Origin of the sequence: Stenotrophomonas sp. ATCM1_4 (assembly GCF_004348115.1) — a bacterium.
In the GTDB taxonomy this organism is placed as follows: domain Bacteria; phylum Pseudomonadota; class Gammaproteobacteria; order Xanthomonadales; family Xanthomonadaceae; genus Stenotrophomonas; species Stenotrophomonas capsici.
The window spans coordinates 128,184-149,036 of sequence record NZ_QPFB01000001.1 but is presented as its reverse complement, the minus strand read 5'-3'; the positions used below and the strand labels follow the sequence as shown (position 1 = coordinate 149,036).

Annotated in this window: 21 protein-coding genes; 8 read left to right on the top strand and 13 right to left on the bottom strand. The window is 69.1% G+C overall.

What is annotated here, in order from left to right:
- Nucleotides 1-10: 10 nt before the first annotated feature.
- Nucleotides 11-469 (bottom strand): YiiD C-terminal domain-containing protein, encoded by a 459-nt coding sequence (locus tag ATCM_RS00655; protein WP_132862375.1) that lies wholly within the window; start codon nucleotides 467-469, stop codon nucleotides 11-13.
- Nucleotides 470-510: 41 nt separating this feature from the next.
- On the opposite strand from ATCM_RS00655, the gene ATCM_RS00650 reads away from it, so the two are divergent.
- The 4 genes from ATCM_RS00650 to ATCM_RS00635 all read left to right on the top strand — a co-directional run bounded on the left by ATCM_RS00650 (nucleotide 511) and on the right by ATCM_RS00635 (nucleotide 4,148).
- The gene (locus ATCM_RS00650) at nucleotides 511-1,317 is read left to right on the top strand and encodes a uroporphyrinogen-III synthase (RefSeq protein ID WP_243693931.1); all 807 of its coding nucleotides are present in this window, start codon (nucleotides 511-513) and stop codon (nucleotides 1,315-1,317) included.
- A 114-nt stretch (nucleotides 1,318-1,431) separates the two neighbouring features.
- Nucleotides 1,432-2,412: a uroporphyrinogen-III C-methyltransferase gene (locus ATCM_RS00645; protein ID WP_132862374.1), complete on the top strand. Its 981-nt coding sequence runs from the start codon at nucleotides 1,432-1,434 to the stop codon at nucleotides 2,410-2,412.
- The gene (locus ATCM_RS00640) at nucleotides 2,409-3,671 is read left to right on the top strand and encodes a heme biosynthesis HemY N-terminal domain-containing protein (protein WP_132862373.1); all 1,263 of its coding nucleotides are present in this window, start codon (nucleotides 2,409-2,411) and stop codon (nucleotides 3,669-3,671) included. Before ATCM_RS00645 ends, ATCM_RS00640 begins: the two co-directional genes overlap by 4 nt.
- A gap of 39 nt (nucleotides 3,672-3,710) precedes the next feature.
- Entirely contained in the window at nucleotides 3,711-4,148 is a 438-nt protein-coding gene (locus ATCM_RS00635) for a hypothetical protein (RefSeq protein ID WP_132862372.1), read from the top strand.
- 45 nt (nucleotides 4,149-4,193) lie between these two features.
- Here the strand turns inward: ATCM_RS00635 and ATCM_RS00630 are convergent, their stop codons facing one another.
- The 3 genes from ATCM_RS00630 to ATCM_RS00620 all read right to left on the bottom strand — a co-directional run bounded on the left by ATCM_RS00630 (nucleotide 4,194) and on the right by ATCM_RS00620 (nucleotide 7,093).
- The gene (locus tag ATCM_RS00630) at nucleotides 4,194-4,745 is read right to left on the bottom strand and encodes a hypothetical protein (RefSeq protein WP_132862371.1); all 552 of its coding nucleotides are present in this window, start codon (nucleotides 4,743-4,745) and stop codon (nucleotides 4,194-4,196) included.
- Nucleotides 4,746-4,795: 50 nt separating this feature from the next.
- Nucleotides 4,796-5,632: a hypothetical protein gene (locus ATCM_RS00625; protein ID WP_132862370.1), complete on the bottom strand. Its 837-nt coding sequence runs from the start codon at nucleotides 5,630-5,632 to the stop codon at nucleotides 4,796-4,798.
- A 180-nt stretch (nucleotides 5,633-5,812) separates the two neighbouring features.
- Entirely contained in the window at nucleotides 5,813-7,093 is a 1,281-nt protein-coding gene (locus ATCM_RS00620; protein WP_132862369.1) for an acetyl-CoA C-acetyltransferase, read from the bottom strand.
- A gap of 106 nt (nucleotides 7,094-7,199) precedes the next feature.
- On the opposite strand from ATCM_RS00620, the gene ATCM_RS00615 reads away from it, so the two are divergent.
- A complete protein-coding gene (locus ATCM_RS00615; protein ID WP_132862368.1) occupies nucleotides 7,200-8,087 on the top strand; it encodes a hypothetical protein in 888 nt (295 codons plus the stop codon).
- A 132-nt stretch (nucleotides 8,088-8,219) separates the two neighbouring features.
- On the opposite strand, the gene ATCM_RS00610 is transcribed toward ATCM_RS00615, so the two are convergent.
- The 4 genes from ATCM_RS00610 to ATCM_RS00595 are packed head-to-tail and all read right to left on the bottom strand — an operon-like array spanning nucleotide 8,220 to nucleotide 11,977.
- Nucleotides 8,220-8,843 (bottom strand): superoxide dismutase family protein, encoded by a 624-nt coding sequence (locus tag ATCM_RS00610; protein WP_132862367.1) that lies wholly within the window; start codon nucleotides 8,841-8,843, stop codon nucleotides 8,220-8,222.
- A 44-nt stretch (nucleotides 8,844-8,887) separates the two neighbouring features.
- The gene (locus ATCM_RS00605) at nucleotides 8,888-9,457 is read right to left on the bottom strand and encodes a superoxide dismutase family protein (RefSeq protein WP_132862366.1); all 570 of its coding nucleotides are present in this window, start codon (nucleotides 9,455-9,457) and stop codon (nucleotides 8,888-8,890) included.
- Between the two features lie 41 nt (nucleotides 9,458-9,498).
- Nucleotides 9,499-10,941 (bottom strand): nitrogen regulation protein NR(I), encoded by a 1,443-nt coding sequence (gene ntrC, locus ATCM_RS00600; protein WP_132862365.1) that lies wholly within the window; start codon nucleotides 10,939-10,941, stop codon nucleotides 9,499-9,501.
- Complete coding sequence (locus tag ATCM_RS00595; protein ID WP_132862364.1) at nucleotides 10,934-11,977, bottom strand: ATP-binding protein; 1,044 nt, start codon at nucleotides 11,975-11,977, stop codon at nucleotides 10,934-10,936. The genes ntrC and ATCM_RS00595 overlap by 8 nt, the downstream gene beginning before the upstream one ends.
- A gap of 110 nt (nucleotides 11,978-12,087) precedes the next feature.
- Between ATCM_RS00595 and ATCM_RS00590 the strand changes: the two genes are divergently transcribed.
- The gene (locus tag ATCM_RS00590) at nucleotides 12,088-13,827 is read left to right on the top strand and encodes a DUF11 domain-containing protein (RefSeq protein ID WP_132862363.1); all 1,740 of its coding nucleotides are present in this window, start codon (nucleotides 12,088-12,090) and stop codon (nucleotides 13,825-13,827) included.
- A gap of 37 nt (nucleotides 13,828-13,864) precedes the next feature.
- On the opposite strand, the gene ATCM_RS00585 is transcribed toward ATCM_RS00590, so the two are convergent.
- From ATCM_RS00585 to glnA, 4 genes are all read right to left on the bottom strand, one after another.
- Nucleotides 13,865-14,611 (bottom strand): N-acetylmuramoyl-L-alanine amidase, encoded by a 747-nt coding sequence (locus ATCM_RS00585; protein WP_132862362.1) that lies wholly within the window; start codon nucleotides 14,609-14,611, stop codon nucleotides 13,865-13,867.
- Nucleotides 14,612-14,718: 107 nt separating this feature from the next.
- Complete coding sequence (amt, locus tag ATCM_RS00580) at nucleotides 14,719-16,143, bottom strand: ammonium transporter (RefSeq protein ID WP_132862361.1); 1,425 nt, start codon at nucleotides 16,141-16,143, stop codon at nucleotides 14,719-14,721.
- A gap of 21 nt (nucleotides 16,144-16,164) precedes the next feature.
- Nucleotides 16,165-16,503, bottom strand: coding sequence for a P-II family nitrogen regulator (locus tag ATCM_RS00575; protein WP_132862360.1), 339 nt, complete (start codon nucleotides 16,501-16,503; stop codon nucleotides 16,165-16,167).
- A gap of 308 nt (nucleotides 16,504-16,811) precedes the next feature.
- A complete protein-coding gene (gene glnA / locus ATCM_RS00570) occupies nucleotides 16,812-18,221 on the bottom strand; it encodes a type I glutamate--ammonia ligase (protein ID WP_132862359.1) in 1,410 nt (469 codons plus the stop codon).
- A gap of 216 nt (nucleotides 18,222-18,437) precedes the next feature.
- Here glnA and ATCM_RS00565 point away from each other — a divergent pair, with 216 nt between their 5' ends.
- The gene (locus ATCM_RS00565) at nucleotides 18,438-19,232 is read left to right on the top strand and encodes an undecaprenyl-diphosphate phosphatase (protein WP_132862358.1); all 795 of its coding nucleotides are present in this window, start codon (nucleotides 18,438-18,440) and stop codon (nucleotides 19,230-19,232) included.
- A gap of 83 nt (nucleotides 19,233-19,315) precedes the next feature.
- The gene (locus ATCM_RS00560; protein ID WP_132862357.1) at nucleotides 19,316-20,134 is read left to right on the top strand and encodes an META and DUF4377 domain-containing protein; all 819 of its coding nucleotides are present in this window, start codon (nucleotides 19,316-19,318) and stop codon (nucleotides 20,132-20,134) included.
- 97 nt (nucleotides 20,135-20,231) lie between these two features.
- Here the strand turns inward: ATCM_RS00560 and ATCM_RS00555 are convergent, their stop codons facing one another.
- Nucleotides 20,232-20,840, bottom strand: a complete 609-nt coding sequence (locus tag ATCM_RS00555; protein WP_132862356.1) for a YbhB/YbcL family Raf kinase inhibitor-like protein — start codon at nucleotides 20,838-20,840, stop codon at nucleotides 20,232-20,234.
- Nucleotides 20,841-20,853 lie beyond the last annotated feature (13 nt).

Here is a 20,853-nt window from a genome sequence, read left to right as displayed (position 1 = left end):
GGCACTCATCCTAGCCTTTGGCGAGGGCCACGAAGCGCCCTTCCAGCTCGGCGGCACCGCCCTCGATCTCGGCCCGCACGGTCATCCGTGCCCGGCCACGCTTGTTGAACAGGGCCAGGAAGTCGTCCCAATCCTGGTCCGGCGCGGCCCGCGCGACCGCCAGCAGGTCGCCGTAGACCGGCGCGCGGTAACGGATGTTGCTGTCGGCGACGTAGACCTCGGCCTGCTTGCCGGCCAATGCCAGGCGCAGGCTGACCAGCGCCCAGCCGGCCAGGGTCATCACCGAGGCCAGGCTGCCGCCGAAGGCATTGCCCTTGTCATTGACGTTGGCGGCCAGCGGTGCCTGCATGCGCAGCACGCCATTTTCATAACCCGCGATGCGGATGTTCATCGCGGCCACCGGCGGCATGGCATCCAGGGTGGCCTGCACCTGCGCGAGCAGTGCAGCGGAATCGGAAGCGTCGGACATGGAAGAAGTAAGCAACACACGGACAGGAAAGCGCCCGCATAATGCATGGAATGAACCGCCGCGCCTATGTGCCAGCCGACACGGCCTGGCACCTGATCTCCCTGCGCCCCCAGGGGCAGCACGACACCCTGCGTAGCGCCGCTGCCCGGCTGGGAGGACATACGCTGGCACTTTCGCCCTGGCGCGTGGCCCTGCGTACCGACTCCCTGACCCGTGCGCAGCTGGCCCATGCGGCGACCGCCGACCGCCTGGTGTTCACCAGCCCGACCGCCGCCGAGGCCGCCGCGCGCCTGCTGGCACTGCCCGAACTGGGCGAAGGCCACGTGGTCGCGGTCGGCGAAGGCACCGCGCGGGTGCTGCGCCGCCATGGCGCACGCGACGTGCAGGCACCGCAGCGCATGGACAGCGAGGGCCTGCTGGCGCTGCCGCGCATGCAGGGCCTGCAGGGCCTGCGCGTGGCGCTGGTCACCGCCCCCGGTGGCCGCGGCATGATCGCCGCGCAGATCGTCGAGCGCGGCGCCACGCTGCAACGGGTGGATGTGTACGAACGCGTCGGCCTGCCGCTCAGTACCGCCGTCATCGAGCGGCTTGAAGCCCTGCAGGGCCCGACCGTGCTTGCGCTCAGCAGTGGCGAGGCCCTGGAGACGGTGTTGCCGCAGCTGCCGGCGGCGGTGCTGCGGCGCTGGCAACGGATGCCGGTGGTCGCCGCCAGCGAACGCCTGGCCGCCCTGGCGCGCACGCATGGCTTCACGCATGCCAGCGTGGCGGCCGGCCCCTTGCCGGCACAGCTGGCCAGCGCCGCGCAGCGCGCGATCACCGCGATGGCGGCAGGTCACGCCAGCGCCTGAGCCTGTACGGCGCGTGGCTTGCAGGCATCCACCCGCGCCGCCATCCTGTTGCAGCATGACCCGGTGCCGCGCCGTCCGTGGCCCCGGTGAGCCCGCCAAGGATGCTGTGCCCCGATGAATGATGTTTCCCCCGCTCCCACGCCCCGGCGCCCGCTGCGCTGGTTGATCCCACTGGCCGTGGTCGGCGTGCTCGCCGCCGCCGGCTGGTTCGGCTATCGCGGCTGGCAGGCCCAGCAGCAACAGGCCCATCAGGCGCGCGATGACGCCGCGCGCCAGCTGACCGCCCTGCAGGACAGCATGGAAGCCCTGCGCCGCGACCAGCGCGCCAATGCCCGCAGCATCCAGGACGCGGCCGCCACCAACCGCGTGCTGCGCGACGAAGTGCTGGGCCTGAGCCAGCGCAATGCGCTGCTGGAGGAAAACCTGGCTCGCCTGGCCGACAGCTCGCGCCAGGGTGCGCAGGCGCTGCGCCGCGAGGAGGCCGAGCTCTTGCTCAGCCAGGCCGGGCAGCGGATGAGCCATGCCGATGACCTGGACGGCGCACGCCGCCTGTATGCCTTGGCCGCCGGCGTGCTGGAGAGCATCGACGACCCGGCCTACCTCAACCTGCGCCAGGCCCTGATCCAGGAGCGCAACGCGGTCGATGCGCTGGGTCCGGGCGTCCGCACCACCACCGCCAACCGGCTCACCCAGTGGGCGGCCAGCCTGGAGCAGTTGCCCGAGCAGGCACGCGCGGCGACCGATGCCGAACAGCCGTGGTGGCAGCAGCTGCTTTTCCCGTTGGTGGAGATCCGCCCGGCCGATGCCTCGGTGCTGGTCGCCCGCTCCGAGCGGCTGGCCGCCACCGACTCGCTGCAGATCGAGTTGAGCCTGGCCCGTGCCGCCCTTGAACGCGGCGACGACACCGCCTGGCAGCAGGCGCTGGACCGCATCGATGGCTGGTTGCAGCGGCTGTGGCCGGATTCGCCGCAACGCCAGCAGCATCGTGCCGAGCTCAAGGCCCTGCGCGCGGTGGAACTGCGCCCCGCCCTTCCCGAACTGGGCAGCACCCTGCAGCAGCTGCGCAGCATGCGCGCGGCCAAGGAGTCGCCATGAAAGCCTTCCGTTCCCTGCTGATCGTCCTGCTGGTCGCCGCGCTGGGCATCTTCGGCGCGCAGTGGATGGGCCAGGCGTCCGTGCGTGCGCTGGGCGAGGTGATCGTCCGTGCGGGCAACCACGACTACATCGCCACGCTGCCGCAGGCGGTGCTGGCGCTGCTGATCGTCCTGTTGCTGCTGTGGCTGCTGTGGACCCTGGTGAGCACGCCGTTCCGCGTCTGGGCACGGCATCGCCGCGGCAAGGGACGCGCCCGCCTGATCGATGGCCTGCAGGCGCTCGATGGCGGGCAGTGGCAGCGTGCCGAAAAGCTGCTGCAGAGCGCGGCCACCGAGAAGGAGGTGCGACCGATCGCACTGGTCGCGGCGATGCGCGCGGCCGAAGCCCGCGATGATGCCGCCAGTGCCGGCCAGCACCTGCAGCAGCTGGGCGCGGTCGACCCCACCCTGCACGCACTGCACAGCGCCGAGCGCTGGCTGGAACTGGACAAGCCACTGGAAGCGATCACTGCGCTGGACCTGCCCGGCATCCAGCCGTTGCCGCCACGCGGGCTGTCGCTGCGCACCGAGGCGCTGGCCCGCGCCGGTCGCGCCGAGGAGGCCTACGGGCAACTTGGCGCGCTGCGCCAGCAACAGGCCCTGCCACCGCCGGCGGTGGCCGCGCTGGAAACCCGGCTGGCCCTGCAGATGCTGGACGAGGCCGTTGACGTGAACGCGCTGGCCGCGCGCTGGGAAGTGCTGCCCAAGACGCTGCGCGTGTCGCCGCAGGCGGTGGCGCGCTATGCCAGCCGCGCGGTGGCGTTGAACTGGAACGACGTGGCGCTGCGCGTGATCGAACAGACGCTGGACAGCAGCTGGGACGAGGCGCTGGTCACGCTGTACGGCACCCTGCCGGTGGACAAGCTGGACTCGCGTCGCGCCAGTGCACAGCGCTGGCTGCAGTCGCACCCTTCCAGCCCGGCGCTGTTGCTGACCCTGGCCCGTCTGGCACGCGGCCAGGGGCAATGGACGCAGGCCGAGGAATTCCTGCACCGCGCGATCGCGCAGGGCGCCGGCCCCGATGCCTGGGAAGCCCTGGGCGAGGGTTTCGCCGCGCAGGGCGAGGACGCGCTGGCGCGGCAATGCCTGCTCAACGCCCTGCACCAACGCCGTGGCGATACCCCGCTGCCACTGGAACGCCGTGACCTGCGCCAGCAGATCCAGGACCAGGCCGTGGCCGAGGAGCGCGACGAACATGGCTTCCCGCGCCTGCCCGGCTGAGCCCATGGAAACCAGTACCCACGCCTTCTTCCAGACGCCATGAACATCCCTCCGGACATGCACGCGCATGTCGTGGCACTGACCGATGCCATCATCGACGCCGGCCAGGCCGGCGACGACGAGGCGGTCCAGGTGCATTACGCCGAACTGGCCCGCTACTGCGAAGCCACCGCCCGCAGTGGCTGTGACCACCCGTTCCTGTGGGAGACGCTGGCCGATTTCACCGGTGATGACCCCACCGCGATCGGCTTCTACCTGCGCGCCCTGCCACTGGCGACGGCGGCCAATGCCGCCGGCTACGCGGCCTCGATCTGCCTGGCGCTGGCCGAGCGCTACTCCAACCTGGAGGAGCTCGACGCCGCACGCGATCACGCGCTGCAGGCCGACGCCTACGCGCGCGCCACCGACGACCTGCCGCTGCGCCGCGAAATCAGCCAGTTCCTGCTCGACCACGCGCCCACCACGGGCGGCGGCTGAGATCCGGCCTGCATCGCCCGGCAACGCGGCCGGACGCACCTGCGGTCAATCGCGGCGGTGGGGATAACGGGGCAGCGAGGCCAGCAACCGGGGCGAGACGCCGGCATAGACCGCCAGTTCCGGGGTGATCTTCTTCGGCTTGAGCACACGCATGCCGAGCAGGCCCCAGAACAGCATCACCAGGAACAGCAGCACGCCGAGCAGGATCATGCCGCCGCGCTCGAACATGAAGCCACCGATCAGCGGCACCAGCGACAACCACGCCATCAGGATGAAATTGCGACGCTGGCCCTGGTGCCTGGCGCACAGGCCCACCTGGTGGCTGGCCGGCTTGCGCACGATCAGCGCCACGATCAGGTAGACCACCATGTGCAGCAGGATCAGCAGGTACAGCCACGGCGAATGCCAGTAGAAGGTACGGCTGCGATATTCGCTGGCCGGGTCGCCACATTTCACGCACGAACGCGGCAGGTCCGCGCCGGGGCGCACCAGCAGTTCCGCGCCGTCGCGCCAGCAGCGGTCGTCGCCATGCGCGTGCTGCAGTGGTGGCGGCTGCGGCGAACTCTGTGGCGCGGCATACGGATTGTCGTCATTCACTGCGGGTTTTCCCCTGTGTCATGGCCAATGAAAGGCGCCCCCGCGCCCGCTCAATCCCTGCGGCCACCTGCGGCGGCGGCCGCATCGGCCGCCTGGGCCGCCGCCTGGGCCGCGGCGGCGCTTTCCTGCGTGGCGGCCTCAGCACTCCTGTGCGCCGGTGCGTTGGCATCGACTGCCACCGTGTCGGCGTTGTCGCCTTGCTCGATCAGCTGCAGCTGCTGGGCGATCTCGGCGCGGAACTGCCGGGCATTCCGCTCGCTGTCCTCGCCCACCACCAGCGCTGCCACCTGCGGCTGCAGGCTGGTGAAGCGTGCACGGGCCGCATCGAAGCGCGACAGGCGGCGCTCCCATTCGCCCAGGATCATCTGGCAATGCAGCCAGCGCTGGTCACGCCGGGCGGCGGGGCGTTGGTCCGGGCACTGTTCGGCGAAGGCCGCCGCGGCCGCGGCCACGTAGCGCGGATACTGCGCCGGCGAGGCCTGCCAGGTGGCACGCTGCAGCACGCCGGCCTGTTCGTCCGCCGGGGCATCGATCGCCTGCATCAGACGTGAAACCAGCCAGTAACTGGTTTCGCTCTCGCGCATGCGCCGGTACTCCTCACCCTGCACGTAGGCGTCCAGCGCCCGGACCTCATCGGCGCTGAATGTCTCCCGGAATATCACGAAGCCATTGCCCGGGCATTGCACCAGCGGCCATGGCGACTTGATCGCGCCATAGGCGCGGCCATCGAGGAAGTGTCCGAAAGAGGTGCCCGAGCCCATCGTGCGGGCGCTGAAACGTTCGCCACCGATCGGGCAGACGTAGTCCACCTTCATGAACGTCATCGCCGCTGCCGGGGCAGCCAACACCGACACCATCATCCCCAACCCGATCGCGATGCGCCTCATCCATGTTCCCTCGTCCTTGGTGCGGCGAAGATACAGGCTTGCCAGGCAGCCAGAAAAGGCCTTGGCCGCGAAGTCGGGATATATCTCGAAGGCGCAAAGACACCCCTCCCCGGCCCTCCCCTTTGCGGCGCAGAAGGGAGGGGGCAGATCCGCCGTGCCTACCGGTTGGGGTGCGCCGGATCAGCGCTCGACGATGGCCACCACGCCCATGCCGCCGGCAGTGCAGATCGACACCAGCGCGCGGCCACCGCCGCGTTCGGCCAGTTCCTTGGCCACGGTGCCGATGATGCGTGCACCGGTGGCCGCGAACGGATGGCCGGTGGCCAGCGACGAACCCAGCGGGTTGATCTTCTCCGGGTCGATGCGGCCCAGCGGTGCGTCCAGGCCCAGGCGGTTGCGGCAGTAGTCCTCGCTCTCCCACGCACGCAGCGTGCACAGCACCTGCGCGGCGAAGGCTTCATGGATTTCGTAGATGTCGAAATCCTGCAGGGTCAAGCCATTGCGCTTGAGCATTTCCGGCACGGCCACGGTCGGGGCCATCAGCAGGCCCTCGCCATGCACGAAATCCACCGCCGCCACCTGCGCGTCACGCAGATACGCCAGCGGTGCATGCCCGTGCGCGCGTGCCCATTCCTCGCTGGCCAGCAGCACCGCGGCGGCGCCGTCGGTCAGCGGGGTGGAATTGGCGGCGGTCAGGGTGCCGCGGCCGGAGGTCCTGTCGAAGGCCGGCTTGAGCGTGGCCAGCTTTTCCAGCGAGGTATCCGGGCGCAGGATGTTGTCGCGCTCCACGCCACGGAACGGTGCGATCAGGTCGTTGAAGAAGCCGCGCTCGTAGGCGGCGGCCAGCTTCTTGTGCGAGGACACCGCCCACTCGTCCTGCGAGTCACGCGAGATGTTCCACTCCTTGGCCATGTCCTCGCAGTGGTCACCCATGCTCTTGCCGGTACGCGGCTCGGCCACGCCGGGGAACTCGGGCTTGAGCTCGGAGAACTTGAAGCCCTTGGTCAGCGCGCGGAGCTTGTCGCCGGTGCTCTTGGCGCGGTTGGCCGCCAGCAGGCGTGCGCGCAGCTTCTTGCCATAGACGATCGGCACGTCGGAGGTGGTGTCCGAGCCGCCGCCGATGCCCGACTCGATCTGGCCCAGCGCGATCTTGTTGGCGACGGTGATGATGGTGTCCAGCGAGGTGCCGCAGGCACGCTGCAGGGTGATGCCCGGGGTCAGCGGCGACAGCCCGGAGGACAGCGCGGCCTCGCGGCCCAGGTTCCAGTCGCTGGGATGCTTGATCACCGCGCCCATCGCCACTTCGCCCAGCTGCTGGCCGTGCAGGCCGAACCGTTCAACCAGGGCGCCCAGCGTACGGACCGACATGCCAAGGTTGCCGACATCCGAATAGGCGGTGTTCTGGCGGCAGAACGGAATGCGGACACCACCGAGGATGGCTACGGGACGAGCGCTGGTCATGCGGGTACCTGATGACTGGAATGTGAGTGCAACGTGGCCTGCACGCGATAGCAGGCATAATGGCGTTGAGTGTAGCTTCGAGCCCGTGACGGGCCAACCGCGAACCATGAGCAATTCCAACCCCGACATGAACGCACTGGGCGTACTGGCACTGGAACTGGCCGGTGGCCAGCAACCACGCAAGGCCGCGCTGTCCTCGGACCAGGCCGGCGAACTGGCCGCGCTGGTCGGCCGTGACCTGGCCAAGCTGGTGCCGCAGGTCAGCGGCCTGGACCTGGTGTTCGCTGCGGCGCATTTCGACCCGGCCGAGGTGTTGCGCCCGGGCCTGCCGATCCATCGCCGCCTGGAAGAGCTGCAGGCGCGTGCGCCCGGCCGCAACCAGGGGCCGCGCCTGCTGGCCTTCGGTGCCGATGCCAACGGTGAGGTGCCGCTGCCGCTGCAGGCCGATCCGGGCCTGGTCGGCGGTGGGCTGCGGGTGGTGCCGTTCGTGTTGACCGGCACCGATACCGGGCTGCTGCAGGAAGCGCGTGATGCGCTGGAAGAGGTGCTGCTGGCCAACGGCATGGCGCAGCCGGACACCGCGCTGCTGGCGCAGACCGGGTTTGCCGCGCAGATCGAGCACGCACGCTATTTCACCTTCAACGACCTGGCCGCGATGATGGCCATGCAGTACGACAACCAGGGCCTGGCCGACCTGTGGCCGCTGCTGGAGACGGCGATGTTCGCGCCCGGCCAGGAGCAATGGCTGGAAGCCCCGCCGGAACCGCTGCTGCGTTATGTCGGTGGCGAAGTGCGCATGGCCTTGTTCGACCCGGCCGGCTGGTGCGCGCACTACGGCCATGAGCGCAATGCCTGCGACCGCCTGCAGCGGGTGTACGAGCAGTACCTGATGCGCCAGCGGCAGATGGCCGCGGTGCTGGAGGCGCATGGCATCGACGTGCTGTACGTGCATGTGCATGCCGGCCAGGACGCGAAGGCGCTGCTGGCGCACTGAGCGCCTTGCCGGGGTGAATGCAGAAGGGCCGCGCAAGCGGCCCTTTTGTCTGGAGCGGTTCGGCCCGGAGGCAAACCCCTCCCCCGCCCTCCCCTGCTGCGCAAGGGAGGGGGTTTGGAGCAGCGCGCCCGCTTACGGTGCCTTGTTGATCACCGCGCAAGCCAGGCGTGCGCCGGCATTGCCGGTCGGCTGGGTCTTGTAGTCGTCCGGGTCGGCATGGACGATCAGGCCGCGGCCGATGATGTCGAACGCATCGCCCTTGCCGGCATTGACGTTGCTGGCCACCGGGCCGTCGATGTGGGCGTTGCCCTGGGCATCGGCCTTGATGTTGGGCATGTCGCCGCCGTGGTGGGCGGTGGCGTCGATGCTGCCGTGTTCGCTGCTGCCCGGGTTGAAGTGGCCACCGGCACTGGTGCCGTCCGGCGCACTGCAATCGCCCTTCTCGTGGATGTGGAAACCGTGCTCGCTGTCCGGCTGCAAGCCGCTGATGTCGCCGCTGGCGCGCAGCTGGCCGTCAACCACGGTGAAGCTGATGCTGCCCTTGACCGTGCTGTCCTTGGTCGGCTCCAGCTGGGCGACGGCGACCGGCGCGGCCATGGCCATGGCCGGCGGAGCGGCCGGATCAGCGGCCGGGGCCGCGGCGGCAGGTGCGTCGGCGGCCGGTTCGGCCGGGGCGGCATCGGGTTCTGCGCCCTGGTTGCAGGCGGTCAGCGCGAGCGCGCCGGCGAGGAACAACGTGGTGTGGATCAAACGCATGGTCTTGCTCCCTATGAATGGGTGGATCAGAGCGACAGGCGCATTCAGCGTACGACGCGGATCACCGCGCAGGCGACACGGGCACCGGCATTGCCGGCAGGCTGGCTACGGTAGTCGTCGGGTGCAGCGTGCACCACGAGGGCGCGACCGGCAATGTCGTTGACTGCGCCACCGCCGAGGGTGACGCCGCGCAGGTGAATGTCGACATTGGCCACGCCTTCGGCATTGGCCAGCAGGTTGTCCATGTCCCCGGCATGGTGCGCGCCGGCGCCGGCGCGGCCATGCGCCTGCGCGGTGGGGTTGAAGTGGCCGCCGGCACTGCTGGCGTCCACCGCGCTGCAATCGCCCTTCTCGTGCACGTGGAAGGCAGACGGCCGGCCGCGCGGCAGGCCACCCACCACGCCGGTGATATGCACGCCGCCGGCTTCGGGCACCAGCGCCAGGCGGCCGCTGACCAGGCTGGCCGAGGCCGGCGCGAGGTTGGCTTCGGCCATGCGTGCGGTGCTGACCGACGGTGGCGGCGGCGGCGCCTGCGGCCGGGGCGCGGGGCCGGAGCCACAGGCGGCCAGCAGCGCGGTGGCGGCCAGGGCAGTCAGGGGAAGATGGATGCGCATTGGAATCTCCTTGCTACGAACGTTTGCCCGGTGTCGTGCGCTCAGCTGCCGCGGCGACGGCCCGGGCCCAGTTTGCGGGTGACGGTGTTACGGCCCAGTCCCAGCCGGGCGGCGGCATCGGCGCGGTGGCCATCGGTGAATGCCAGCGCGGCCTCCAGCAGCACCGTGTCCAGGCGCTCGCGGGCCTCGGCGTGCAGGCCCATGGCACCTTCGGCCAGGCGCTGGCGCGCCCAGGCTTCCAGCGCACGGTCCCAGTGTTCCGGCGACAACGCGGGACCACCGCGCGGGCTGCGTCCGCCGCGGGCCAGCGCGGCGCGGACATCCTCGGCCGACACGGTGTCGGCCACCGCCAGCGCGGCCAGGCGCCAGCACACGTTCTCCAGCTCGCGCACGTTGCCCGGCCAGGCGTGCTCGCGCAGCACCTGCACGGCGGGCGCGGACAGGCGCTTGGGCGGCATGTCCAGCCGTCGTGCGGCATTGGCCAGGAAGGTCTCGGCCAACTGCGGCACATCGGCCAGGCGCTCGCGCAGCGGGGGCAGCAGCAGGCGCACCATGTCCAGACGGTGCAGCAGGTCGGCACGGAAGCGACCCTGCTCGACCAGTGTCTCCAGGTCCTGGTGGGTGGCGGCGACCACGCGCACATCGACATGGATCAGCTCGCGCCCGCCGACGCGGAAGAACTCGCCCTCGGCCAGCACGCGCAACAGGCGGGTCTGCAGCGGCAGCGGCATGTCGCCGATCTCGTCCAGGAACAGCGTGCCGCCATCGGCCTGCTCGAAGCGGCCGATATGGCGCTTGTGCGCACCGGTGAACGCGCCGGCCTCATGGCCGAACAGTTCGCTTTCCAGCAGTTCGGCCGGGATGGCGGCGGTGTTCAGCGCCACGAACGGCCCCTTCGCGCGCGGCGACTCGCGGTGCAGCGCGTTGGCCACCAGTTCCTTGCCGGTACCGGTTTCGCCATTGATCAACACCGACAACGGCGCCTGCGCCAGCTTGCCGATGGCGCGGAACAACGCGCGCATGGCCGGGGTGTCGCCGATCAACTGCGGCGCGCCCTGGCCGGCCACGGCGGCCGGCGGTGGCGCCGCCGGCGGGTCTTCCACCAACGGCTCGGGCAGCGCGCGCCGGGCCAGTTCCACCGCATCGTCCAGGTCGAACGGCTTGGACAGGAACTCGTGCGCACCGCCGCGGAACGCTCCGGCGGTGCTGGCCACGTCGGTGTAGGCGCTCATCACGATGACCGGCAGCTGCGGATGCGCGGCCTTGAGTTTCTCCAGCAGTGCCAGGCCGTTGTCGCCGGGCATGCGTACGTCGGTGAACAGCAGGTCGGGCACCGGCCGGGTTTCCAGCGCGGCCAGGGCCGCCGCGGCATGCTCGAAGCCTTCGACGGTGTAGCCGGCCTCGCGCAGCGCGGTGGTCAGCACGAAACGTACCGAACGGTCGTCATCGACCACCCAAACGGTGGCGGTGGTGGGGTCAGGCATCACGGGCCTCCTGTGTGCCCAGCGGCAGCAGCACGGTGAACACCGTGTGGCCGGGGCGCGAACGGTAACCGAGGGTGCCGCGGTGTTCGCGCGCCACCTGCTGGGCCAGCGCCAGGCCCAGGCCGGTGCCCTCGGCGCGGCCACTGACCAGCGGCAGGAACAGGTGCTCGGCCATGTCCTCGGGCACGCCGCGGCCGTCATCGGCCACTTCCAGGCGCAGCGCCAACGGCTGGATCTGGTCGCCGATGCGCAGACCGTGCTCGACCCGGGTGCGCAGCGTCACCACGGTGGCGCCGGCCTGGATGGCGTTGCGCACCAGGTTCCAGGCGGCCTGGGTCAGGCGGTCGGGGTCACCGTCGAACTCTGGGATGCTGGGGTCGTAATCGCGCTGGATACGCACCGACCAGCCCGCCTCGCTCTCGGCCAGGCGCAGCACCCGCTCCAGCGCGGCGTGGATGTTCATGGCCGCGTGCGGTCGCGCCGGGGCCGGTGACAGCAGCTGTTCGAGCAGGCCGTTGAGGCGTTCGATCTCCGCGCCGATCAGGTCGATCAACTCACGCTCGCCGGCGTCGCGGCCCTGGGCCCGGCGGGCCAGCAGCTGCGCGGCGCCCTTGAGCCCGGCCAACGGGTTGCGCAGCTCGTGGGCCAGGCCCTTGAGGGCGGCCGACAGTGCGCCGGGCAGCACTTGCGCCGGGTCGGGCGCGACGAACTCGTCCACCGGGTAGGCCTCCAGCAGCCAGCCGCCTTCCTCCAGCCGGCTCAACCAGCCCTCGGCGAAACGCGGACTCTCGCCCGGCAGGGCCAGGATCAACCGATGCAAGCGCAGCACGTCGCGCTCGTCGCGGGCCAGGAAGTTGGCCAGGGCCTCGCCCTGCGCCTCCAGCGAGACCAGCGGCTGGCCGACCAGACGGCGCACGCTCACGCCCATCCAGCGCGCGAAGGCCGGGTTGGTGCCAAGGATGCGGCCATCGGCGCTGGCCCAGGCCACGGGGGTACCCAGCACGTCCAGCGCGGGGCGGTCATCAGGCATCGTCATTGCACCAATGTAGTGCAAAGGCGACCGGCTGGGCAGCATCGTCACGGCGGCTTGGCACCGCCAAGGCCACTATCCGCGCCATTGCGGCAAGTAACACTTCAGGGGATGACATGCCAACGCTTCACGCTCGAACCACGCTTTCCGGCCTCTGGCGCGCCGGTGGCGCCGGCATCGCCGGCCTGCTGCTGGCCATGACCGCGTTCCAGGCGGCCGCACAGAACGTGCTGTGGGAGGATTACCGTGGCACCACCAGCATCGCATCCGATGCCAACTACATCGGTCCGCAAGGCGCCCCGCGGTTCGTCAACAACCCCGCCACCATCGCCAACCTCTCCGCGTTGGCCAACAACCCGGCCAATGCGGTCCGCACCGGCACCTCGGCGCTGGTGGACTACGGCAGCAATCCGTTCGCGTTGTGCGACAGCCGCACCGCCGCCAACCTGCAGACCGATCCCTGCCGCTACCAGGCCATGGGCCGGGTGATGTACACGCTGGTGCGGTTCCCGGTTGCCGGCACCTACACGCTTTCCGTGGCGCATGACGACTCGGTGCAGGTCAGCATGTCCTCCAGTTACACCAGTACCGCCTACCGCACCGCCAACTACGACATCCCGGTCGGCGCACTGAGCAGTTACACCAGCGGCGAAACCGACTTCCGGGCCATCGGCAGCTTCAACGCCGACGTCGCCAACAGTTGTGCCCTGATGCGCATCTACTGGGTGAATGCCGGCGGCCTGAACTTCAACCGGCTGCGCTGGCAGCATCCCTCGATCAACGGCGGGGCGGCGCAGATCATTCCCGCCACCCAGTTCAGCGACCCCTCGCAGGCGAGCAGTTCCAGCGGCTGCGCCGGCAGCATCGTCTACCCGGTGCCGGCGATCATGGTTAACAAGGTGGTGAACCTGGGCCGCATCGCGCCCAACGACCAGTTCACCGTCTCCATCCGCCAGGGCAACAACACGTTGCGCGCGGCCTCCACCAGCGGCGCCGGGACGGGGCAGCAGGCCAGCACCGGCGCGCTGCAGGTCAGCACCGGCAACCACGTCGTGCGCGATGACATGGCGGCCAACAGCGTCCAGGCCATCGGTGACTACGACAAGAGCATCAGCTGCACGTCCTACCAGCTCAACGGCCAGCAGCAGGCCTACACGCCCAGCGGGACCGGCCCCGACTGGACCATCGCGGTGGCCGCCAACACGCAGTACACCTGCACCATCACCAACACGCCCCGGCCGGTGGTGACCGCGCGCAAGATCAGCGAACGCGCGGTGGGCGCCTTCACCTTCACCGGCACCAATGGCCTGCCCACGCAGACGCTGACCACGACCAGCGCCGGCCAGGCCGTGGCCGGCAGCGCGCGTGCGCTGACGGCGGTGAACACGGCCACCACGCTGACCGAGGCACAGACGCCGGGCTTCGCCTTAAGCGCGATCCAGTGCAGCGGCCTGCCCGCCGGCGTGAGCGGCACCGTGGACCTGCCCAACCGCAGCGTCACGCTGCCGGCCGCGGCCATCGTCCAGGGCGCGAACATCACCTGCACCTTCACCAATGCGGCCGGCGTCGACCTCTCCGTGACCAAGACCAATGCCGTGGCCAGCGTGCCGTCCGGGAGCAGCACGACCTATTCGCTGCAGTTCCGCAACGGCGGCCCGGGCGATGCCGGTGGCGCGGTCCTGAAGGACACGCCCACGAGCGGGCTGTCCAACTGCCAGGTGCTCTCCTGCACACCCACCAACAATGCGACCTGCCCGCAGGCGCCGGCGGACCTGCTGACCGCCAACGGGACGACGGTGACGGCGTTCCCGGCCAACAGCCAGATCAACGTGCAGGTCCAGTGCAGCGTCAACTGAGCCCGCGCCCGGCGACCATGCCACCGGGCGCGGTCGCTCACTTCACCTGCTGCAGCAGAGAGTGGAGGATGCGGGCATCTTCGGCATCCAGCTCGGCGGGCAACGTGTCGCTGCCACGGAAGCGCCGGTGGAAGGCGCGCGCGGCCGCGGCACGGTCGTCCATCGGATAACCCAGCGCCTGCAGCGCCAGCCAGCGGTCGAAGCCTTCCGGGGCCGCGCCATCGCTGGCCTTGGGCCAGATACCGAAGCCGGCCTCGGCCAGCTGCTGCCAGGGGAAGAATCGGCTGGGGTCGGCCTTGCGCGACGGGGCCAGGTCGGCATGGCCGATGATCTGGCTGCGCGGGATGTTGTAGCGGGTGCACAGGTCATCGAGCAGACGCAGCAGCGTGGCGATCTGCGGTGCGCTGAACGGGCTCTCGCCGTCGTTGTCGATCTCGATGCCGATCGAGGTGGAGTTGAGGTCGGTGATCGATCCCCAGCGCCCGCCACCGGCATGCCAGGCACGTTCGCTGTCGGCGACCAGCTGGTACAGGTCACCCTTGCGCCCGACCAGGTAGTGCGAGCTCACCTTGCCGCCGCTGTTGGCGCTGCGCAGCGTGTCCAGGCTCTGCTGCACCGAATCCTGGTCGGTATGGTGCAGCACGATGATCACCGGCTGGCGTGCGTTGTGGTTCGCCGAGGGAACCCATTGCGCCAGGGGATTGCGCTGTGGCGTGGTGGTGCAGGCGGCGAGTGCGGCGACCAGCGCCAGCGGCAACAGGAGTTTGTGGTTCATGCCGGGCATTGCACGTTGCCGCGGGTGGGAAAGCAAGTGACCTGCGGCAGGATGCTGGCGCGGCCCTCACTCCAACCCCTCTCCCGCGTGCGGGAGAGGGGCTTTTGAAGCGGCGCTCAGGCCTCGTAGGCGGATTCGCCGTGGGTAGTGACATCCAGGCCGGTGCGTTCGGCTTCCTCGCTCACGCGCAGGCCGACCAGCGCGCGCACCACCAGCAGGATCACCGCGGTGACCACCGCGCTCCACAGCACCGTGAAGCCGACGCTGACCACCTGCACCCAGAGCTGGTGGCCGATATCCAGGTCGGCCTTGGTGCCGCCGAGCGATTGTGCGCTGAACACGCCGGTGAGGATCGCACCGACGATGCCACCCACGCCGTGCACGCCGAACACGTCGGCGGTGTCATCGGCCTTCAACAGGCGCTTGAGCCCGGTCACGCCCCACACGCAGATCATGCCGGTGACGAACCCAATCACGATCGCACCGAGCGGGCCCACCGTGCCGCAGGCCGGGGTCACGCCCACCAGGCCGGCGACCGCGCCGGAAGCCGCGCCCAGCGCCGAGGGATGACCCTTGGTCACCGCTTCCACCAGCGTCCAGCCCAGCACCGCGGCAGCGGTGGCCAGCACGGTGTTGATGAAGGCCAGCGAGGCGACCGTGTCGGCGGCCGCGGCCGAGCCGGCGTTGAAGCCGAACCAGCCCACCCACAACAGCATCGCGCCGATCCAGGTCAGCGGCAGGTTGTGTGGCTTCAATGCGGTCTGGCCATAGCCCAGGCGCTTGCCGACGAACCACGCCGCCACCAGGCCGGCGACACCGGCGTTGATGTGCACCACGGTGCCGCCGGCAAAGTCGATCGCGCCCATCTCACCCAGATAGCCGCCGCCCCAGACGATGTGCGCCATCGGGATGTAGCTCAGGGTGAACCACAACGCCGAGAACAACAGCACCGCGCGGAACTTGATGCGCTCGGCGAACGCGCCGACGATCAGCGCGGTGGTGATGCCGGCGAAGGTGGACTGGAAGGCCACGAACAGGAAGTCCGGCAACCCGGCGATCGGCGTGTTGCCCACCGATTCGGGGGTGAAGCCCTTGAGGAAGGCGAATTGGGTGAAGGAACCGAAGAACTGGTTGCCCGCACTGAACACCGCGCTGTAGCCATAGGCCACCCACAGCATCAGCACCAGCGAGAACACCACCAGCACCTGGCTCAGCACAGAGAGTACGTTCTTGGCGCGCACCAGGCCGCCATAGAACAGCGCCAAGCCCGGCACCACCATCATCAGCACCAGCAAGGTGGCGGTGAGCATCCACGCCACGTCCCCGCGATCGAAGCTGGGTGCCGCCTCGGCGGCGGCTTCGGCCGGGGCCTCGGCGGCAACTGCCGGTGCCGCGCCTTGCGTTGCCTCCGGCTGCGGCGGCGTGGCCTGCTGGGCCAACGCGTGTGAGGGAAGCATGCCCACCGCCATGACGGCGAGCATGAACGACAGGCACAGGCCACCGAACCGGGCCTTGAGCCCGGTGAAAAATTCCGTTCGCATTGTCGACTCCGGCTGTGGGGGTTAGAGCGCGTCAGCGCCTGTTTCACCGGTGCGGATACGCACCACCTGCTCGAGCGGGGTGACGAAGATCTTGCCGTCACCGATCTTGCCGGTGCCGGCCGCGCCCTGCAGGGTTTCGATCACCGCATCCACGCGGTCGTCGGTGACGGCGGTCTCGATGCGGATCTTGGGAAGGAAGTCGACGACGTACTCGGCACCGCGATACAGCTCGGTGTGCCCCTTCTGGCGGCCAAAGCCCTTGACCTCGGTGACGGTGATGCCCGAAACGCCGACGGCGCCCAGTGCCTCGCGTACCTCGTCAAGCTTGAATGGCCGGATGATGGCGGAGATCAATTTCATGCGCATGTCCCGTAGTGGAGGAGACCGGCCCGCGCCTGCGGGCCGGCTTCGTGTCTTCCACCGGCCGCGATGCGGCCGCTGGCTGTTGCGCCGAACGTGTCATGGGCCTCGCTGACGGCAGCACTTTTCCAGCCGCTGACGGCAGTGACGCGGGAGGGAGGAATGGCCCATGGCGCGCGTCCGGATTCTCTTGCCCCTGGTGCTTCCGTGCGTCCTGCTTCAGACCGCCTGCAAGGCTCCCCAGCCTTGAAGGCGGCGGCGATGACGAAGGTGGGAGGGGTGCCCTTCGTCATCGCCACCTGAAAGGATCAGCTTGCGTAGTACAGCTGGTACTCCAGCGGGTGGGTGGCCGCGCGGAACGCGGTCACTTCCTTCATCTTCAGCGCGATGTAGGCATCGATGAAGTCGTCGCTCATCACGCCACCGGCCTTGAGGAACTCGCGGTCCTTGTCCAGCGCTTCCAGTGCCTGGTCCAGCGAGGAGCAGACCTGCGGGATCAGCTTCTCTTCTTCCGGCGGCAGGTCGTACAGGTCCTTGTCGCTCGGTGCGCCCGGGTCGATCTGGTTCTTGATGCCGTCCAGGCCGGCCATCATCAGCGCGGTGAAGGTCAGGTAGCCGGACTGGATCGGGTCCGGGAAACGCATCTCGATGCGGCGCGCCTTCGGGTTGGACACCCACGGGATGCGGCACGAGGCCGAGCGGTTGCGGGCCGAGTAGGCCAGCATCACCGGTGCCTCGAAGCCCGGGACCAGGCGCTTGTAGCTGTTGGTGCCGGAGTTGGCGAAGGCATTGATGGCGCGGGCGTGCTTGAAGATGCCGCCGATGTACCACAGCGCCATCTGGCTCAGGCCACCGTAGCCGTCACCGGAGAACAGGTTCTTGCCTTCCTTGGCCAGCGACTGGTGCACGTGCATGCCGCTGCCGTTGTCGCCGACCAGCGGCTTGGGCATGAAGGTGACGGTCTTGCCGTTGCGATGGGCCACGTTCTTGATGACGTGCTTCATGCGCTGCAGTTCGTCGGCCTTGGTGACCAGGGTGTTGAACTTGGCGCCGATCTCGCACTGGCCGGCGTTGGCCACTTCGTGGTGGTGCACTTCGACTTCGATGCCGACCTTTTCCAGCACTTTGCACATCTCGGCGCGGATATCGTGCAGCGAGTCGGTCGGCGGCACCGGGAAGTAGCCGCCCTTCACGGTCGGGCGGTAGCCGCTGTTGGTGCCTTCGTAGCTCTTGCCGGTGTTCCAGGAACCTTCCTCGGAGTTGATCTTGAAGAAGGTGTGGCCCATGTCATTGGCGAACTGGACCGAGTCGAAGATGAAGAATTCCGGCTCCGGACCGAAGAAGGCCAGGTCGGCGATGCCCGAGGACTTCAGGTAGGCCTCGGCGCGCTTGGCGATGCCGCGCGGGCAGCGGCCATAGCCCTGCATGGTGGCCGGGTCGAGCACGTCGCAGGTCAGCACCAGGGTCGGATCGGCGTAGAACGGGTCCAGGTAGGCGCTGTCCGGGTCCGGCAGCAGCACCATGTCCGATTCGGCGATGCCCTTCCAGCCGGCGATCGAGCTGCCATCGAACATCTTGCCTTCCTCGAACAGCGACGGCTCGATGATCGAGACCGGGAAGGTCACGTGCTGCTCGATACCGCGCATGTCGACGAAACGCAGGTCGACGAACTCGACCTGGTTGTCCTTGATCAGCTTCTCAACGTTTTCCAGGGACATCGGGTGCAACCTCGGATGGGTAATGACGTGTGGGGGTGAAGGAGCAAGTAGCGTGCCAACCCCGAAAGCATCGCAAGTGATTGTTTTTGTTTGGTGAAAGTTGCAATTGCATCGACCTGTTTGCACCACGGAGGTGCAAGCGGCGTGCACGGCACCATGCAGGTGCAACACATCACTTGGACTATGCTGTACCGGCCTTTTTCCCCACCGATCTCCATGTCCGACCTGCTCTCCGCCCTCCTGCTGGGCATTCTCGAAGGCCTCACCGAATTCCTCCCCATCTCCAGCACCGGTCACCTGCTGATCGCCCAGCACTGGCTGGGCAGCCGCTCGGACTTCTTCAACATCGTGATCCAGGCCGGTGCCATCCTGGCGGTGACGCTGGCGTTGCGGCAGCGGCTGTGGACGCTGGCCACCGGCCTGGGCCAGCGCGAGAACCGCGACTACGTCATGAAGCTGGGCGTGGCCTTCCTGGTCACCGCCGTGGTCGGCCTGCCGGTACGCCTGGCCGGCTGGGAGCTGCCGGAAACGGTGACCCCGGTGGCGTGGGCGCTGGTCATCGGTGGCGTCTGGATGCTGGCTGCCGAACGCTTCGCCGCACGCCTGCCCGACCGCGAGACGGTCACCTGGACGGTGGCCATCGGCGTCGGCCTGGCACAGGTGGTGGCCGGCGTGTTCCCCGGCACCTCGCGCTCGGCGGCGGCCATCTTCCTGGCCATGCTGCTGGGCCTGACGCGCCGCGCCGCCGCGGCCGAGTTCGTCTTCCTGGTGGGTATTCCCACCATGTTCGCCGCCAGTGGCTACGCGTTCCTGGAACTTGCCAAGGACGGGCAGCTCGGCAGCGAAAACTGGACCGACGTCGGGGTGGCCTTCACCGCCGCCGTCATCACCGGCTTCGTGGTGGTGAAGTGGCTGCTGGACTACATCAAGCGCCGGCCCTTCACGGGCTTCGCGCTATACCGCATCGCACTGGGCATTGGCTTGCTGCTGTTCTTGCCTGCTGGAAACTGAACGCGCCCCGGCGCCTTCAACCCCGGCCGGCAGCTTCATCCGTTTGTCGTCCCGAATCCTTTCCATGACCCAAGGAGTTGTCCATGAAGCGCATCCTCATGCTGGCCCTGCCGCTGGCCCTGATGGCCGCCTGCAGCAACCCGTCGCAGACGACCACCAAGAGTGAAGCCACCCCCGCCGCCAACACCGCCACCCCGGCCGCGGCGGCCTCGATCGACGCCACCCAGCTGGGCGCCAACCACTGGCTGCTCGACACCGCCGTGGATTCGGCCGGCAAGCGCGTGGACGCGCTGTTCGTGCGCGCCGACAAGCCGGTCACGCTGGACTTCAAGGACGGCCGCCTGAGCGTGAGCAATGCCTGCAACGGCATGGGCGGTGGCTACACGCTGGAAGGCGACGCACTCAGCGTCGGCAACATGATGTCCACCAACATGGCCTGCGGCGAGCCGGGCGTGATGGCGCTGGACGGCCTGGTCAGCGAGCGCCTGCAGGGCAAGCTGACGATCCGTTCGCTGGATGCGTCGCAGCTGGTGCTGGCCGCCGCCAATGGCGACGTGCTGACCTTCCGCGCCGAGCCGACCGCCGAAGCCCGCTACGGCGGCGAGGGCGAGCGCGTGTTCCTGGAAGTCGATGCACAGACCAAGCCCTGCACCCATGGCGTGATGCGTGATGCACAGTGCCTGCAGGTGCGCGAGGTGAAGTACAACGAGCAGGGCCTGGAGCAGGGCAAGCGCGGTGAGTGGGAGAACTTCTACGGCAACATCGAGGGTTACACCCACCAGCCGGGCGTGCGCAACGTGCTGCGCCTGAAGCGTTTCCAGGTGAAGAACCCGCCGGCCGACGCGTCTTCGCTGGCCTACGTGCTGGACATGGTGATCAGCTCCGAGCAGGTGGGCAAGTAAGCCACCGCTGCGAAGCAGACGACGAGTGCGCCGCAAGGCGCCCTCGTCATTTCGGTTCCCTGCCGCCGTGTGGCGGCACCGCGCCCGGCGGTACCGGTCAGAGGTGCGGGTTCAACGTGTAGGTGCCGTGCACCGCGGCTTCGGCCAGCACATGGCCCTGCATCGCGCTGAACACATCGGCGGCGGTGAAGGCGCCTTCGACCGGCAGCGACGCCACGTCCAGCGCGAACACGCGGAAGAAATAGCGGTGCGGGCGCTCGTCGTTGAACGGCGGGTACGGGCCGTCATAGCCGAAATAGGTGCCGGCCATGTCGAGGTCACCGGCGAACCAGCCGGTGTAGTCATTGATGCCCTGGCGCGCGCCGGCCGGGCCCGCCGGTTGCTGCTTGCCGTGCGCGGTGAAGCCGTCGCTGCAGCTGCCGGCGGCGATCTCCCGCACGTCGGCGGGGATATCCACCATCACCCAGTGCACGAAATCAGCGCGTGGCTGGTCCAGCGGGATGCCGACATCGTCGCGACCGACCAGCTCGGCCACGGTCGGCGCGTCCGGGTCCACGCACAGCAGGGCAAACGAGCGCGTGCCTTCGGGCACGTCGTGCCAGGACAGCTGCGGGTTGCGGTTGCCGGCAACGCCGGACGGCTGGCCGGCGGCGAACTCGGCCGGGATCGGCTGGCCGTTGCTGAAACTCTGGCTGTCCAGTTTCATCGGGGGTCCTCGG

Coding starts and splice junctions, on each gene's coding strand:
- ATCM_RS00640 (WP_132862373.1), top strand. CDS start 2,409: ATGAAAGCCTTCCGTTCCCTGCTGATCGTCCTGCTGGTCGCCGCGCTG.
- ATCM_RS00555 (WP_132862356.1), bottom strand. CDS start 20,840: ATGAAACTGGACAGCCAGAGTTTCAGCAACGGCCAGCCGATCCCGGCC.
- ATCM_RS00650 (WP_243693931.1), top strand. CDS start 511: ATGCATGGAATGAACCGCCGCGCCTATGTGCCAGCCGACACGGCCTGG.
- ATCM_RS00615 (WP_132862368.1), top strand. CDS start 7,200: ATGAGCAATTCCAACCCCGACATGAACGCACTGGGCGTACTGGCACTG.
- ntrC (WP_132862365.1), bottom strand. CDS start 10,941: ATGCCTGACCCCACCACCGCCACCGTTTGGGTGGTCGATGACGACCGT.
- ATCM_RS00595 (WP_132862364.1), bottom strand. CDS start 11,977: ATGACGATGCCTGATGACCGCCCCGCGCTGGACGTGCTGGGTACCCCC.
- ATCM_RS00625 (WP_132862370.1), bottom strand. CDS start 5,632: ATGAGGCGCATCGCGATCGGGTTGGGGATGATGGTGTCGGTGTTGGCT.
- ATCM_RS00635 (WP_132862372.1), top strand. CDS start 3,711: ATGAACATCCCTCCGGACATGCACGCGCATGTCGTGGCACTGACCGAT.
- ATCM_RS00620 (WP_132862369.1), bottom strand. CDS start 7,093: ATGACCAGCGCTCGTCCCGTAGCCATCCTCGGTGGTGTCCGCATTCCG.
- ATCM_RS00565 (WP_132862358.1), top strand. CDS start 18,438: ATGTCCGACCTGCTCTCCGCCCTCCTGCTGGGCATTCTCGAAGGCCTC.
- ATCM_RS00585 (WP_132862362.1), bottom strand. CDS start 14,611: ATGCCCGGCATGAACCACAAACTCCTGTTGCCGCTGGCGCTGGTCGCC.
- glnA (WP_132862359.1), bottom strand. CDS start 18,221: ATGTCCCTGGAAAACGTTGAGAAGCTGATCAAGGACAACCAGGTCGAG.
- ATCM_RS00605 (WP_132862366.1), bottom strand. CDS start 9,457: ATGCGCATCCATCTTCCCCTGACTGCCCTGGCCGCCACCGCGCTGCTG.
- ATCM_RS00560 (WP_132862357.1), top strand. CDS start 19,316: ATGAAGCGCATCCTCATGCTGGCCCTGCCGCTGGCCCTGATGGCCGCC.
- ATCM_RS00575 (WP_132862360.1), bottom strand. CDS start 16,503: ATGAAATTGATCTCCGCCATCATCCGGCCATTCAAGCTTGACGAGGTA.
- ATCM_RS00610 (WP_132862367.1), bottom strand. CDS start 8,843: ATGCGTTTGATCCACACCACGTTGTTCCTCGCCGGCGCGCTCGCGCTG.
- ATCM_RS00645 (WP_132862374.1), top strand. CDS start 1,432: ATGAATGATGTTTCCCCCGCTCCCACGCCCCGGCGCCCGCTGCGCTGG.
- ATCM_RS00655 (WP_132862375.1), bottom strand. CDS start 469: ATGTCCGACGCTTCCGATTCCGCTGCACTGCTCGCGCAGGTGCAGGCC.
- ATCM_RS00590 (WP_132862363.1), top strand. CDS start 12,088: ATGCCAACGCTTCACGCTCGAACCACGCTTTCCGGCCTCTGGCGCGCC.
- amt (WP_132862361.1), bottom strand. CDS start 16,143: ATGCGAACGGAATTTTTCACCGGGCTCAAGGCCCGGTTCGGTGGCCTG.